Genomic DNA, 14280 nt, shown 5'->3' with positions numbered 1-14280 from the left:
TTCATACTATTTTCGAATTTTTATAGTAGCAGGCCAAAGTTAATTGACCTGCTCATCATTTTTTAATACATGCTTCCCATCCCTCTAAAATTACTACTTTGAGATGCACCACCTGTTCCATGCATACTTTTATACAGTTCTTCTAATTCTTGGTTATCTAAATTGGGATGCATTTCACTCATATATGGTTTCATTTGTCCAAAGTTCACATTACCTTCTTCCATAAACTTTTGCATCTCATCAAAGTTCACGTTGCCTTCTTCCATGAACTTTTGCATACTTTCAAAATCGCCTGTACCCATCACATCTACCATTTGATCATATCTAACATCTTGCTTTTGGATCACTGTATTTTGATTCGGAGCATCCTCTTCAGAAAATAGAGTAGTTAATCCTGCCCCGCCTGTAAACGCTAAAGTTGCTGCTAAAATTCCATTAAGTATATTCATATCTAATCAATCTCCTTTTAATAGTTTTTTGTATTAATTATTTATTATCTTTATAAAATGTTTTTCTTGATTTGCTCAAACTCTTCAAAAGATATTTCACCTTTTGCAAGTCTAGATTTGGCAATTTCTATTGCACTTGAACTTGCTACAGGTTGATTTCTATCTACAGCGCCCCGATTTTGACTATTAATTCCTAAATAGATAAGGTAGCCGATGAGTATAAATACCAAGATCATCATGAATGATCCACCTCCAAATCCAAACATTCCAAAACCATGTCCTAATCCCATCATTGCTTTATCTCTCCTTTCTTAATTCCATAATACTTTTTACTAATGGAGATTTTATGAGTAACTTATGTGAAAGTTATGGAGAATTAACTTATATAACTTTTACTTTTCAATCTCCACACTATAACACTGGTAATTTCCATCCATATCCATTTTTATCAATGTTATATCCCCACTTTCATATCTAAACAATCCTTCACCTAACTCCCAAGAATGACAATATCCTGTAAGAAAAGGATTTCTATTGAGAATGCTTTGATATTGTTTAGTTATATCTTGATCCATTTTTTTAACATAGGATAATCCCCCCTTGTTTTCTTATTTTGTTTTGTCGATACACGTTATAAGGCGCTGTTCAATTTCGGCTGCTTTACTATCTAGGTTGGTATCACCCAAGATACTTATTAATGCAGTTGGTTTGACCATTCCAACTTTGGTAGTGCCATCCTCTTCATACACGACAATTTTACAAGGTAAGAAATAACCTACTTGACTTGTAATCGATAGTACTTCCTTCGCTTCAAAAGGATTGCAAACTTCTAACACATAATAATCTTGATTGTAAGTTAACCCTTTTTCATTTAATTTATCTTTAATATTAAAGCTCCACAAAACACCGAACTTTTCTTTTGATAAATTCTCCTCCAAATCATTAAGAATTTGACTAATTGACTTTTCAGTTACAACTGTATAATGAAACATTTTATCTCCTCCTTAAACTTTTACTTGTAAAGTTTCATTTGTTTTCTTTACTTGTTCTTATCATAAGCAAAACTTATATAGATCTTATGGGCAAGTTATGTGGAAGTTATGTGGATTCAAGCACTTCCCGAATTTCATGCAAAAAAAAAAGGATTAAGTCCGTCTAGTGGCTTAATCCCTTACTTTTAATATTATTTTTGTTCAACTTTAATTGGCCTTTTTATTAGGTTTAACTACCAACTTTCTTACAATGCTATAAAATAAATCCTCTTTCTGTTCAATTAGTAAACCTGCCTTATTAATATTATTTAATGTTCTTCGGTTAATATTCGCTCCCCACATGCTAACCGTAACAGGATTTAATAGATCCATCATTTTCCCTACTACTTCATTGTCACTTCTCATATGTTCTAACAAAATAATTTTCCCATCCGGTTTACAGACTCTGCCCATTTCTTTTAGTCCTTTTACAGGGTCAGGAACAGAGCAATAAACACAAGTGGCTACAACATAATCAAAAGTATTGTCTGGAAATTCCATTTTCTGTGCATCCATTTCTAGAAGAGTTATTTGATAGGGTAGAGTTAGAGTCTGTGCCTTTTTCCTTGCATGCTTTAACATACCTGGACTAAAATCTATACCTGTCAAATATATATCGTTAGGATAAAACGGAAGATTCGCACCGGTACCTACCCCTACTTCTAAAACGTTTCCTTTTACATTTTTGAGCACATCTTTTCTCCAGCTCTCCTTTATCATTTTATCCATGGAATCGTATATCCTTGATACCCGATTGTAACGATTCTTGATCTTTTCAGTTAATCTCTTTTCCACGTTAAATCTCTCCCACAAATATATTGGATTAAATTAGCTTATCAAATATAAAACACTGAAAATAGTGAGTGAACATACAATAGTATTAAATCTAACGGCATTTGGCCTTACCTTACTTCTTTGGTAATTGTACTTCTACAGTTGTACCAACATTTGATTGACTCTCTATCTTTATTTTTCCTTGATGCGCTTCTACAAGTGCCTTTACAATCGACAAACCAATTCCAACTCCACCTGTTTTTCGATCGCGTGATTTATCACCTCGATAGAATCTTTCAAATAGAAACGGTAAATCATCTTCACTAATTCCTTCCCCTTCATCTTTGACTATGAAAGAAATTTGATCATTTTTTTCTTTTATATAAATAGAAACTCTTTCCCCTTTCGGTGTATATTGCAGGGCATTATTAACGATATTGGTTAAAATTTGAATAATTTTATCACGATCACCATTAAACCAATGCTGTTCTTCGGTATTTTGTACTTCTAAATACACTCCTTTTTTCATAAATAATGGGTTGAATTGCTCTTTTATGAAGGACAATAACTTGCTGGTTTCGAGCCTCGTTTTATCCAATCTAATTTGGGGATTTTCAGCTGCAATTAATTTTTCTAGTTCATTTACTAGCCTAACCAGGCGCATTAGTTCTTCATGACATTGCTCTAATCTCTTTGAATCTGGTTCCCATATCCCATCTTGAAAAGCTTCAATATGACTCCTTAGTGTTGCAAGTGGTGTCCTAAGTTCATGAGCAAAATTAGCTGTAAACTCTTTTCGTAGCGTTTCTTCTTTTGCTAAGGATTCTGCAAGCTGATTAAACGACTCTCCTAAAGGTCTCATTTCATCTGTCAATTCTTTAACCGGGATTCTTGTTCGCCATTGATGATTACGTAACTCTGCAATCGCATTTATTAAATTTTTAAAACCTGACGTTAAACGATTTGAAAATAATAAACTAAATAAAATCGATAAAATAACAGTAACCACTACAGCAATGAGAATATTTCGTTTTATTGATTTCAAAAAGATAAAATCCTCACCCATTAATTGTTCTTGGTAAAACACGGTCAAGTTCCCGATGACTTCATTATTATTTTTTAATTGGTATGAAGTGGACTGATAGTCATTAGGGTCTATTGAGGATTGCGTGCCATTCATCATTCCCATCATTGAGCGCAAAGATGTTGAATCAATTAATAATTCACCGTTACTATCATAAAGTTTAAAGTATAAGTTCTCTGTCATTGCCTGCTGATGCAGCATATTATTTAATTGTTCGTTTGTTAACTCACCCGTCTCATCATATTGTTGAAGTACTTCCTTTTTAATTGTCTCGATACGTTCTTCTCTATTTTTTTTGAGATAATCAGTAAATTGATTTTCCACGCCAAAAAAGATAGTGAAACTAGTGATAAAAACGCCACTTAAAGAGACCACTAAAAGATATAACAATATCCTTGTCCTAAGTGTTAGATTCATCCTTTTCTCCTCCAAACTTATACCCCATTCCAAATACAGTAATGATAAACTCAGGATGACGAGTATCAGTTTCCATTTTTTTGCGCAAGTTTTTTATATGTGTATCAATATTTCTTTCGTATCCCTCGAAATAAGCGCCGTCTTCTTGTAACTTTTCTAATAAATCAGCCCTACTGTACACTCTCCCTGGGTAGCTTGCCATCGTAATTAAAATTCTATATTCATTTGGAGTCAGAGCAAGAATCGCATCATCCAGCCTTACTTCCTTTTTAACATGATTAATCATAAGTTTATGATGGTTAAAACTCATTTGGTTATCGTTTGCCATCTGCTGTGTTCTTCTTAATAAAGCTTTTACTCTCACAACCACTTCTCTTGGACTAAATGGTTTTGTTACATAGTCATCTGCACCAATGACAATCCCATTAATTAAATCATCTTCGGCAGACTTAGCGGTTAGCATGATAATCGGTACATTACTATCCTTTCTTACCAACCTACATATCTCCTCACCAGAAATATCCGGTAACATCAAATCTAATATGATAAGATCAGGACTTTGTTCTTTTACATTTTTTAAAGCGTCAATTCCATTTGAAGCGAAAAGAACTTGCCATCCTTCTTTTTCAAAATAAGCTTCCAATACTTCAAGTATTACTTTTTCATCATCAACCACAAGAATTTTAGTCATAAAAATCACCTCTTATATGCATAATATCATCTTCTTTATCAAAAAAAATAATCTCCATAACTTCCACATAACTTTATCATATAAATTGATTACTAAGTTTTTATAAGAGAGTGTAAAATATCTTGTGTAAATAGAAAAAAGGAAGTCCCTTCTGTAGAATAGAGTTACCACACTACATTCACAGAAAAGAGGACTTCCCTATGAACAATCTTACTACAGATATCTTACAGACTCTAGCCACAAAAGGTGATTTAAACGAATGTTTTCGTTCTCATCTAGAATTAGCCGTTAACATCCTCTTAAAAACAGAATTGACTGCCTTTTTGGATTATGAAAAATATGATCGGATCGGGTTCCATTCAGGGAACTCTCGGAATGGCACTTATGATCGCAAGGTCAAAACAGAATACGGCGAGCTTCAAATTCAGATTCCACGTGATCGGAATGGTGAATTTAAACAACAGACTTTCCCTGCCTATAAGCGAACCAATGAGACCTTGGAAGAAACGATTATCCATCTTTTTCGAAAGGGGATCACGATGTCCGAAATTGCCGATCTAATTGAGAAAATGTATGGTCATCATTATACGCCACAGACGATGTCCAATAGGACGAAAGTCTTTTCTGAAGAAGTCGCTGCTTTTAAAAAGCGTTCACTAAATAAGCACTATGCCGCTATTTATCTGGACGCAACCTATATTCCTTTAAAACGTAAAACCGTCGATAAAGAAGCCATTCATATTGCCGTAGGCATCCGTCCAGACGGCGCTAAAGAAGTACTGGGTTATGCCATCGCACCGAATGAATCGACCATAACTTGGAAAGAGCTACTAGAAGACTTAGTAAGTCGAGGCGTTCAGTCCGCTCTCCTCTTTGTGACTGATGGGCTTAAAGGGATTAAAGATACCATTCATCAAGTGTTTCCCAGTGCAGCGTATCAACACTGTTGTGTGCATGTTTCTCGCAATCTTGCCAGTAAAGTACGCGTAGCAGATCGAAGAGACATATGCGAAGACTTTAAAGCTGTTTACCAAGCGGACTCACGAGAAAAAGCGATTGAAGCTCGACTAAATTTCACAGAGAAGTGGCACACCCGCTACCCTAGAGTAACCAAATCTGTTTTAGAGAACGATAGCTTACTGACCTTTTATGACTTTCCCGCTTCAATCCGAAGAAGCTTGTACTCCACTAATTTGATTGAGTCTTTTAACAAACAAATCAAAAAATACAGTCGGCGTAAAGAGCAATTTCAAAATGAAGCATCTATGGATCGCTTTTTAGTCTCAAATTTTGATCTGTACAATCAGAAATTTTTAACTCGAAGCCACCGCGGTTTCCAACAAGCTGAAGCAGAACTTTGGGAAATGTTTGGAGAACTAGAAGAAAGATAAGTTTTTTACAGAAGGAACTTTTTATTTACACAAACTTCTTGACGCTCTCTATTTATCTTCTGATGGTTTAATTCCATCAGTCCAATCCTTATCTGAGAATGGTGGATTCATAACAATAAAGTCAAACTTCTTAAGTCCACCAAAATCATCCGTATATACTGGGTTTGCTAATGTATTACCACTCTTAATTTCACCTGTTCCTTTATTGTGAAGGATAAAGTTCATCTTTGCCAAACCTGCGGTATCTGGGTATTTTTCTTGGCCGAATATTGTAACGATAGAGTCACCATTTTCATCTGTAGGAGCTTCATCTGCTGCACGAATTAGTAAAGAACCACTTCCCGCTGCAGGGTCATGAAGTGTCCACTTTTTGCCCGTTTCTTGTTTAATATCACCAATACCAATAAGCCTAGCAATAATACGTGATACCTCACTAGGCGTATAGAATTGCCCCTTGCTCTTTCCAGACTCTTGGGCAAATTTCATCATGAAATACTCATAAGCATCTCCAATGATATCATCGCCACTAGCTCTGTTACTTTTGAAATCAATAGCAGGGTTTTGGAATATAGCAATAAGTCCAGAAACTTTATCAACTAGTTCCTTACCAGAACCAAGTTCATCTGGGTTATTAAAACTAACATCTGGTAGAGAACCTTGAAGACGGTTTTCTTCTAGGAACTTCTGAATAATCTTATCTACTCGTTCACCGACACCGCTTTTACCCTTTGCAGCAATCAAATCATCAAAAGATGCACCTTCGCTTACTGTAAACTCTGCAAATCGTTGTCCCTTGTATCTATCTGACACATATTTAAAAAACAATAAAATAAGTACATAATCTTTGTATCTTGATGGCTCTACTCCACCTCTTAACTTATTACATGCTTCCCATAAAAGGGAATACAATTCTGATTTTTTCACTGCCATTCTCTTAACCTCGCTCATCTTAATATTTTTCTTAGTATTCTGTTATGTCAATTCCTGTTTTTAATAATCTTTCATATCTCTCGTGGGAGATAAGAACAGCTACGGGTTTTCCGTTCTTTAGTACAAAAGCAGTTTTATCTTCGTCAGATAATCCAGTAATTAACTTCGATGATTGTCCTCTGAGAAAATCTGACATATTATAAAATTCCATTGGCTTTTTTTGTATTTTACCTTCTTTTCCCATGTCTCAACCCACCTTTTCTGTTTATTATAACACTTATAGATGTTTACTTGAATTGTTATTTGCACCCAAAAGGTAATTACTATTTCCCCTTAGTCTTTCTTTCTGGGTAATCACAACACTTAAATCGATAGTCTAGAGGATTGATAAAACCAACTCTATCTTGTCAACTAATTCCGCGTAAAAGTTAGACCCCGGGGGTCAAAAAATCCCCCGAACCATTAGTCCGAGGGAACATAAAACACACTTCAATATTCATCTAAAATCTGCTAAACCTATTGCTACCAAACTATTTTAACTCTATCAACGCCACGCACTCCACGTGGTGAGTCTGAGGGAACATGTCGACTGGTTGTGCTTTAACCACGTCATATCCACCTTCATGAAGCAATTTCAAGTCGCGAGCTAGTGTTGCTGGATTACAGCTTACATATACCATTTTCTCTGGTTTCATTGTTAATACTGCATCAACGAATGCTTTTGCTAACCCTTTTCTTGGTGGATCAACTACTAATACGTCTACTTTCTCATTACGATCTGTCCATTCCACCATCAAATCTTCTGCTGCTCCAACCTTAAAAGATACATTGGATACATCATTTACTTGAACATTTCTATTGGCATTCTTGATTGCAGTATTTACAATTTCAAGTCCATAAACATGTTTCGCTTTTTTAGCTAGTCCAAGTGTCAACGTTCCAATACCACAGTATGCATCAATGACTGTTTCTTTACCAGTCAATTCAGCATAATCAATTGCTGTTTGATAAAGTTGCTGTGTTTGTACAGGATTGATTTGATAAAATGATTCATGTGAGATAAAGTACGTATCTCCTAATAGTGTATCATGATACCCATCTTCTCCGAAAAGTACTTTGTGGTCTGATCCTAGTATTACATTGGTTTTTTCCGGATTAATATTTTGAATCAGACTGACTAGTTCTGGTAATTTATCTTTGATGCTCGAAATGATCTCGTTTTCTCTTGGTAGATCACTTGTTCTTGTAACTAAAACGACCATCAATTCTCCAGTATAATATCCTCGTCTAATAAGAATATGACGGATATCTCCTTTATGACTAACTTCATCATATGGTTTGATATGATAACGTTTCAGAATATCTCTTACAATCACAACTGCTTCATCTATTTTAGGATCCTGAATCGCAAAATCTTCCAGAGGAATCAAGTCATGACTGTTTTTTCTAAAAAATCCAGTTTCCATTTTTCCATTTATTTTACGCACTGGTATCTGAGCTTTATTTCTATAGCCATAAGGATCTTCCATACCTATAACATCTGCAATGGGTACTTCTGGCAACTTAGCAATTCGTTCAAAAACTCTTACAACATGATCTTTTTTAAATCGCAATTGAGCATCGTAAGACAAATGCTGTAATGGCATTGTTCCAGTTTGTGCATATACTTTATCTATTATTTCAACTCGATCCGGACTTTTTGTAATCACTTCAAGCAGTTTACCAAATGCAAATTTTTTGCCAATTTTAACAACTTTAAATGTAACTTCTTCTTGGGGCAATGCACCTTCTACAAAAATTGGAAAGTTATCGATTTTAACGACACCAAGTCCTTCATGAGTTAAATCTTCGATCGTACCTGTATAATCTTTATTTTTTAATACTGGTGCTGTAAATTTTTGCTTATTTTTTCCCAATATAATGCTCCCTTTAAGTTTTCCTTTAGTTAGGTTATCAATGTCTACACGTGCATCAATTTAGTCAGTAATTTGGTATGTTTTAAACGAATACATTTTATTCACTTTGTTCTTCTTCTAGTTCTGATACTTTCTTGATAAAATCTGTTTCCTTTTCTTCCATCGATGGATCTCTAGTATCAATATCTAATTTCATGGCATCAAGATCACCAACCATTTCAATATGCTGACGGTAATTAATAAAGGTTGCGGGTGCATCTCCACCATACTCACCGTCAATATTGATCATCAATTTTTTTTCACCTAATGTTTCTGTGACAACTTTACTAGTCTTAGTATAAACAATTTTTGAGCTGTTAACATGTTTGCCCTCATTCATCAATAATGTAATTAAGCGCATAATTTCTACAAGATTTGTAGCTTTTACTATAATTAAAGTGAATTTTCCATCTCCCAGCGTTTTATCTGGTGCAATATCTTCAAAGCCTCCAACAGAATTAGTCAAGGCAACAAAAACCATGGAAGCTTGGCCTTCGTAAACACCATCATCATACTCCACTCGAATCGGCACTTTTCCGATACGAGGAAGTAATTCTGCTCCTTTGACAAAATAAGCTAGCGAACCAAACAAAGATTTCATATTAGCAGGAACTTCATACGATACTTCTGAAAGAAATCCAGCTGCTCCGATATTCATAAAATATCTTTCTTCTTTATCTGTACTCACTTTTCCAATGTCCATAAAAACAGTCTGATCTTTTTCGATGACTTTTGCAGCATCTACCATATTTCCTCTAGGTATATGTAATGCTCTAGCATAATCATTGGTGGTGCCTGCTGGAATTATAGCAATTTTAGGTCGCGTCTGCGATCCAGCGATTCCATTTATGACTTCATTAATTGTACCATCGCCACCAGCGGCAATTACTAAGTCAAACTGTTCTTCAGCACATCTCAGTGCTTCTTTTCGAGCACTTAAAGGATCAGTTGTTGTACAAAAAGCGCTGGTATCATATCCAAAGTCTTCATAAACTTTTAAAATATCAGGTAAAGCTCTCTTGATTCGCTCTCTACCAGATGTTGGATTATAGATGATTCTTGCTCTCTTTCTCATATCTTAGTGTTCCTCCTATAAACATTTAATCCTTACTCAATGCTTATCGCTTTTCAATTTCTTCTTTCAACAATTTATTAACAATACCAGGATTTGCTTGGCCACGTGTTTTTTTCATGATCTGCCCTACTAAAAATCCAATAGCACGGTCTCTACCATTTTTATAATCTTCAATAGATTGTTCATTCTGGTCAAGCGTTTCATTGATTACAGGAAGTAGTTTACTTGGATCACTTAATTGCGCCCAACCTTTTGCTTCAACCAATGCTTTAACATCATCACTTCCATTAGATATTAATTCTCGGAAGACTTTCTTAGCAATTTTAGATGAAATCGTTCCATCCGCAATCAAATTAATCATTTCAGCAAGTGATTTGGGAGTCAATGCTGTTTCGCTGAACGATAGTTTTTCACTATTCAAATATGCGGAAACTTCTCCCATCAACCAGTTAGAAACTTGCTTGGGATCTGCATTGTTTGCAACTGTTTCTTCAAAGAAATCAGACATTTCTCTAGAAGAAGTCAATACTTCCGCATCATATTCCGGAATATTCAATTTATTAACATAACGAGTTCTTCTTTCCTTTGGCATTTCCGGTAATGATTGCCGTACTTTTTCTATCCATTCATCTTCAATCAAAAGATTTGGAATATCTGGTTCGGGGAAATAACGGTAATCACTTGAACCTTCTTTAACACGCATTAAAATAGTTTTACCTGTGGTTTCATCATAACGTCTAGTTTCCTGCATCAACTCTCGACCGGCTATTAATTCACGCTCTTGACGTTCAATTTCATGTGCTAAACCTTTTCGAACAAAATTGAAAGAGTTTAAGTTTTTTAATTCTGATTTTGTTCCAAATTCTTCTTGTCCAAATGGACGTAAAGAAATATTGGCATCACACCGCATAGATCCTTCTTCCATCTTCACATCCGAAACTCCAGTAAACTGGATAATCTGTTTAACAGCTTCTAAATATGCGTAGGCTTCTTCTGGTGACCTCATATCTGCTTCAGAAACGATCTCAATCAAAGGTGTTCCTTGACGATTTAAATCTACATAAGAATAACCGTCACTTCCGTGAGTGTTTTTCCCGGCATCTTCTTCAAGGTGAACTCGTTCAATTCTGATTTTTTTCTTTTCGCCATTTACTTCTATCTCAATCCAGCCATCATGCCCTATTGGACGATCAAACTGAGAGATTTGATAAGCTTTTGGATTATCCGGATAGAAATAATTTTTTCTATCAAATTTTGTATCCTGAGTTATCGTACAGTTTAATGCCAATGCAGCTTTCATTCCGAACTCAACAGCACGTTCATTAACTACTGGTAAAACACCTGGATAACCCCAATCAATCACATTTGTATTGGTATTTGGTTCAGCGCCAAAATGAGCAGGCGAGGGTGAAAACATTTTAGAGTTAGTTTTTAATTCTACGTGAATCTCTAAACCTATAATTGTTTCAAAATTCATCTTTATTTCCCTCCTTTGAAGGTTGGTTTTTGTTTATGAAAGTCTGTAGCCTGCTCAAAAGCATATGCAGCACGATAAAGTGTTTGTTCATCAAAGTGCTTACCAATCAATTGCATTCCAACTGGCATATCATCAGAAAATCCGCATGGAATAGAGACAGAGGGAACTCCTGCCAAGTTTACAGGAACAGTCAAAATATCTGCCATATACATTGCAAGCGGGTCATCAATTCTGCCGCCGATTTCAAAAGCTGTCGAAGTTGTTGTCGGTGCAACTAAGAAATCTACGTCCTCAAATACTTTTTCAAAGTCTTGACGAATCAATGTTCTTGCCTGAGCAGCTTTCTTGAAATGCGCATCATAAAATCCGGCACTTAATGAGAATGTCCCAAGCATAATACGTCTTTTCACTTCTAATCCAAATCCTTCTGAACGTGATTTAACATATAATTCTTCTAAGTTTTTAACGCCTTCAGCGCGATATCCATAACGAATACCATCAAATCTTTGCAAATTACTTGAAGCTTCAGAAGATGCAATAATGTAATACGCTGGAATACCATATTTAGAATGCGGTAAGCTAACTTCTACAATTTCTGCACCTAGTTCTTCATATTTTTTCAATGCAGCTCTTACTGATTCAACGACACCTTTTTCTTTTGCATCTTCATGGAAGTATTCTTTAGGTACGCCAATACGCATGCCTTTCACACCTGCTTCAATGTTTTCTGTAAAGTCAGGCGTTTCCCCATTGTATGAAGTCGAGTCACGGTCATCATATCCACTAATTGCATTCAATACTAGTGCATTATCTTTAACGGTACGTGTAAATGGTCCGATTTGATCTAAACTAGACCCAAATGCGATCAATCCGTAACGAGAGACACGACCATATGTTGGTTTCATCCCTACAATTCCAGTAAAAGATGCAGGTTGTCTAATTGATCCACCCGTATCAGAACCTAAGGAAGCAGGCAATTGCCCTGCTGCAACGGCTGCTGCTGATCCGCCAGAAGACCCACCAGGTACTTTTGACAAGTTCCAAGGATTACGAGTTACTTTAAATGCAGAATTTTCTGTTGATCCGCCCATTGCAAACTCATCCATATTCAGTTTACCTATAGAAATCATACCTGCTTCAGCAAGTTTTTCTACTACAGTTGCGTTGTATACTGGGACAAAATCTTCCAACATTTTTGATGCTGCTGTTGTTGTCAAGTCTTTTGTTACAATGTTATCTTTGATTCCAATTGGAAGTCCACTTAAAATATTATTCGGATCTATTCCATTTTTGTCGACTTCACGAGCTTGTTTTAAAGCTTCTTCTTTATTTAAAGCTAAAAATGCACCGACATTTGGTTCAGTTTCATTTATTTTTTCGTAAACTGCTTCGATTACTTGAACAGAGGTGAGTTCACTATTGACCAGTCGTTCATGCAGTTCTTCCAATGTATAATCTAAAATGGTCATTATGCTCCACTCTCCCCATTATCCATAATCGCAGGTACCTTGATAAATCCATCCTGTTTTGTCTTAACATTTTTAAATAGATCTTCTCTATCTATATCTAGCTTAGCTTCATCTTTTCTAACAACACTATGGTGTGTAATACCGTGGTAAGTTCCTTCCACTCCTTGTGTATCCAAGTCTTCAAGTTGTTCAACCATTTGGATAATTTTATCAATTTCTTCTGTGAAATCATGAATATCTTCTTCTTTAAATTCTAACTTCGCTAACTTTGCTACATGTTTTACTGTCTTTTCATTAATCGCCATTGTCTGCTTCCTTTCGTCTTCTGATTATTTAACTAGTTATTTATGCTTAATCAAATACGTGAATATCGAATTCTGTTTCACCTGATTCACGATTTAAAAAGGCTTCAACGCCATTTAAGGATTCAACTTTTATTTCAATCGGGAGGCTTTCCGCTAAGTATGAATTAGCTGCCTGATTCAAATATTGAGTAAAGGCAATAATTTCTCCCTTTCCATAAAACTGCGTCACGATTTCTATCTGCAGCGTAGCCAAGTTGTCATCCATATAGTGCGCAATACCAGTTACCCCACTTAGATTAGGGAAAAACTTTTCTACTTCTGACTTAAAGTTAGCAAACTGATTCCCTTCTGCACTTTGCATTCCCTCGATCGGAAAGACCAATCTATCTTCATTGATCGCTTCCCATTCAGATACGGACGTTGCTCCTTCTTCACTAATACCTTGTGAAATATAGACTCCACCAGCAAAATCGTCACGAGTAGACTGTTCATAAAGACCTACCGTAATTGGTACCGTTTCTAATCCTTCTATCTCACGCATACGAGAAATAACTTCGTCCGCAATTCTTTTGCCTTCCTCTAACAATTCTTCTCTTGGAATTTCCTGAATATCTTGTCCTTGGTCCCCATAATAATCAACAGAATTAAGGGCTAGTCCAACACTTAAACCCGCTAATTCCATACCATCTTCCGATTGAGTATAGTAATCCTGCTCCAGTACCGAACTTAAATAATTGGGATTTCTTGTTTCTGGATCTGTACTTCCATTGTCTTCAGGATTCAATCCTAAATTTTCTTCTCCGTCATCAATTTCTTCTTCAGTCAATTCTCTAGACCTTTGCAGCCAGCTGTCAACTGTTCCAGCAGGAAGGAATTGTCCTTCTTGAAAAAAATGATCTTCCGTAGAGAAATATCGCTGTGATAGTCTCATAAGATCTTCTTCGAATGTCTTGATATTAACGTTTGAATTCAATTCTCTTGTAATCCCACGATTCAAACTCGGTGCATATGTTCCTTCTTCAGTGATGACTGGACGATAATAGTCAGAATCAATTCTTGATTCAATAATAACAGTATCCCCATCTTCAGTTGTCTGTGCAGTATTTTCATCGTTTTCTTCAGTCGTCTCTTCATCAGGACCAACCGGATCCGGCAATACATCGCAAGAAGCCAGCAGCAAAGTCACACTAGCTAAACCAGATAGTATCATTTTTTTACGCATATTCTTTACC

Annotated in this window: 15 protein-coding genes; 1 reads left to right on the top strand and 14 read right to left on the bottom strand. The window is 35.8% G+C overall.

Annotated features, from left to right (window positions below):
• Nucleotides 1–62: 62 nt before the first annotated feature.
• The 6 genes from BKP56_RS06465 to BKP56_RS06435 all read right to left on the bottom strand — a co-directional run bounded on the left by BKP56_RS06465 (nucleotide 63) and on the right by BKP56_RS06435 (nucleotide 4446).
• A complete protein-coding gene (locus tag BKP56_RS06465; RefSeq protein WP_072694332.1) occupies nucleotides 63–449 on the bottom strand; it encodes a hypothetical protein in 387 nt (128 codons plus the stop codon).
• 50 nt (nucleotides 450–499) lie between these two features.
• Complete coding sequence (locus tag BKP56_RS06460) at nucleotides 500–742, bottom strand: SHOCT domain-containing protein (RefSeq protein WP_198034003.1); 243 nt, start codon at nucleotides 740–742, stop codon at nucleotides 500–502.
• Nucleotides 743–1057: 315 nt separating this feature from the next.
• Nucleotides 1058–1441, bottom strand: coding sequence for a DUF302 domain-containing protein (locus BKP56_RS06450; RefSeq protein ID WP_072694330.1), 384 nt, complete (start codon nucleotides 1439–1441; stop codon nucleotides 1058–1060).
• 207 nt (nucleotides 1442–1648) lie between these two features.
• The gene (locus BKP56_RS06445) at nucleotides 1649–2275 is read right to left on the bottom strand and encodes a class I SAM-dependent methyltransferase (protein ID WP_083540498.1); all 627 of its coding nucleotides are present in this window, start codon (nucleotides 2273–2275) and stop codon (nucleotides 1649–1651) included.
• 112 nt (nucleotides 2276–2387) lie between these two features.
• Nucleotides 2388–3755, bottom strand: a complete 1368-nt coding sequence (locus tag BKP56_RS06440) for a sensor histidine kinase (RefSeq protein WP_072694328.1) — start codon at nucleotides 3753–3755, stop codon at nucleotides 2388–2390.
• Nucleotides 3739–4446 (bottom strand): response regulator transcription factor, encoded by a 708-nt coding sequence (locus BKP56_RS06435; RefSeq protein WP_072694327.1) that lies wholly within the window; start codon nucleotides 4444–4446, stop codon nucleotides 3739–3741. Before BKP56_RS06435 ends, BKP56_RS06440 begins: the two co-directional genes overlap by 17 nt.
• A gap of 200 nt (nucleotides 4447–4646) precedes the next feature.
• Between BKP56_RS06435 and BKP56_RS06430 the strand changes: the two genes are divergently transcribed.
• The gene (locus BKP56_RS06430; RefSeq protein ID WP_072694326.1) at nucleotides 4647–5837 is read left to right on the top strand and encodes an IS256 family transposase; all 1191 of its coding nucleotides are present in this window, start codon (nucleotides 4647–4649) and stop codon (nucleotides 5835–5837) included.
• Between the two features lie 48 nt (nucleotides 5838–5885).
• On the opposite strand, the gene BKP56_RS06425 is transcribed toward BKP56_RS06430, so the two are convergent.
• From BKP56_RS06425 to BKP56_RS06390, 8 genes are all read right to left on the bottom strand, one after another.
• The gene (locus BKP56_RS06425; RefSeq protein ID WP_232226937.1) at nucleotides 5886–6767 is read right to left on the bottom strand and encodes a type I restriction-modification system subunit M; all 882 of its coding nucleotides are present in this window, start codon (nucleotides 6765–6767) and stop codon (nucleotides 5886–5888) included.
• 31 nt (nucleotides 6768–6798) lie between these two features.
• Nucleotides 6799–7011: a type II toxin-antitoxin system Phd/YefM family antitoxin gene (locus tag BKP56_RS06420; RefSeq protein ID WP_072694325.1), complete on the bottom strand. Its 213-nt coding sequence runs from the start codon at nucleotides 7009–7011 to the stop codon at nucleotides 6799–6801.
• A 286-nt stretch (nucleotides 7012–7297) separates the two neighbouring features.
• Nucleotides 7298–8683, bottom strand: coding sequence for a 23S rRNA (uracil(1939)-C(5))-methyltransferase RlmD (gene rlmD / locus BKP56_RS06415; RefSeq protein WP_072694324.1), 1386 nt, complete (start codon nucleotides 8681–8683; stop codon nucleotides 7298–7300).
• A gap of 97 nt (nucleotides 8684–8780) precedes the next feature.
• Entirely contained in the window at nucleotides 8781–9797 is a 1017-nt protein-coding gene (locus tag BKP56_RS06410) for a diacylglycerol kinase family lipid kinase (RefSeq protein ID WP_072694323.1), read from the bottom strand.
• A gap of 43 nt (nucleotides 9798–9840) precedes the next feature.
• Nucleotides 9841–11274 carry an Asp-tRNA(Asn)/Glu-tRNA(Gln) amidotransferase subunit GatB gene (gatB, locus tag BKP56_RS06405; RefSeq protein WP_072694322.1) on the bottom strand — a complete coding sequence of 478 codons (1434 nt, stop codon included), beginning with the start codon at nucleotides 11272–11274 and terminating at the stop codon, nucleotides 9841–9843.
• Between the two features lie 2 nt (nucleotides 11275–11276).
• Complete coding sequence (gene gatA / locus BKP56_RS06400) at nucleotides 11277–12743, bottom strand: Asp-tRNA(Asn)/Glu-tRNA(Gln) amidotransferase subunit GatA (protein ID WP_072694321.1); 1467 nt, start codon at nucleotides 12741–12743, stop codon at nucleotides 11277–11279.
• Nucleotides 12743–13048 carry an Asp-tRNA(Asn)/Glu-tRNA(Gln) amidotransferase subunit GatC gene (gene gatC / locus BKP56_RS06395; protein WP_072694320.1) on the bottom strand — a complete coding sequence of 102 codons (306 nt, stop codon included), beginning with the start codon at nucleotides 13046–13048 and terminating at the stop codon, nucleotides 12743–12745. The genes gatA and gatC overlap by 1 nt, the downstream gene beginning before the upstream one ends.
• Nucleotides 13049–13094: 46 nt before the next feature.
• Nucleotides 13095–14270, bottom strand: a complete 1176-nt coding sequence (locus BKP56_RS06390; RefSeq protein WP_072694319.1) for a CamS family sex pheromone protein — start codon at nucleotides 14268–14270, stop codon at nucleotides 13095–13097.
• Between the last annotated feature and the right edge of the window lie 10 nt (nucleotides 14271–14280).

Source organism: Marinilactibacillus sp. 15R (genome assembly GCF_001895285.1).
GTDB lineage: Bacteria > Bacillota > Bacilli > Lactobacillales > Carnobacteriaceae_A > Marinilactibacillus > Marinilactibacillus piezotolerans.
This window is presented reverse-complemented; position numbering and strand designations above follow the sequence as displayed.

What these genes read in the sequence shown, in the direction of transcription:
- BKP56_RS06465 (WP_072694332.1), bottom strand. Translation starts at nt 449, where the DNA reads ATGAATATACTTAATGGAATTTTAGCAGCAACTTTAGCGTTTACAGGC.
- BKP56_RS06460 (WP_198034003.1), bottom strand. Translation starts at nt 742, where the DNA reads ATGATGGGATTAGGACATGGTTTTGGAATGTTTGGATTTGGAGGTGGA.
- BKP56_RS06450 (WP_072694330.1), bottom strand. Translation starts at nt 1,441, where the DNA reads ATGTTTCATTATACAGTTGTAACTGAAAAGTCAATTAGTCAAATTCTT.
- BKP56_RS06440 (WP_072694328.1), bottom strand. Translation starts at nt 3,755, where the DNA reads ATGAATCTAACACTTAGGACAAGGATATTGTTATATCTTTTAGTGGTC.
- BKP56_RS06435 (WP_072694327.1), bottom strand. Translation starts at nt 4,446, where the DNA reads ATGACTAAAATTCTTGTGGTTGATGATGAAAAAGTAATACTTGAAGTA.
- BKP56_RS06430 (WP_072694326.1), top strand. Translation starts at nt 4,647, where the DNA reads ATGAACAATCTTACTACAGATATCTTACAGACTCTAGCCACAAAAGGT.
- BKP56_RS06425 (WP_232226937.1), bottom strand. Translation starts at nt 6,767, where the DNA reads ATGGCAGTGAAAAAATCAGAATTGTATTCCCTTTTATGGGAAGCATGT.
- BKP56_RS06420 (WP_072694325.1), bottom strand. Translation starts at nt 7,011, where the DNA reads ATGGGAAAAGAAGGTAAAATACAAAAAAAGCCAATGGAATTTTATAAT.
- BKP56_RS06410 (WP_072694323.1), bottom strand. Translation starts at nt 9,797, where the DNA reads ATGAGAAAGAGAGCAAGAATCATCTATAATCCAACATCTGGTAGAGAG.
- gatB (WP_072694322.1), bottom strand. Translation starts at nt 11,274, where the DNA reads ATGAATTTTGAAACAATTATAGGTTTAGAGATTCACGTAGAATTAAAA.
- gatA (WP_072694321.1), bottom strand. Translation starts at nt 12,743, where the DNA reads ATGACCATTTTAGATTATACATTGGAAGAACTGCATGAACGACTGGTC.
- gatC (WP_072694320.1), bottom strand. Translation starts at nt 13,048, where the DNA reads ATGGCGATTAATGAAAAGACAGTAAAACATGTAGCAAAGTTAGCGAAG.
- BKP56_RS06390 (WP_072694319.1), bottom strand. Translation starts at nt 14,270, where the DNA reads ATGCGTAAAAAAATGATACTATCTGGTTTAGCTAGTGTGACTTTGCTG.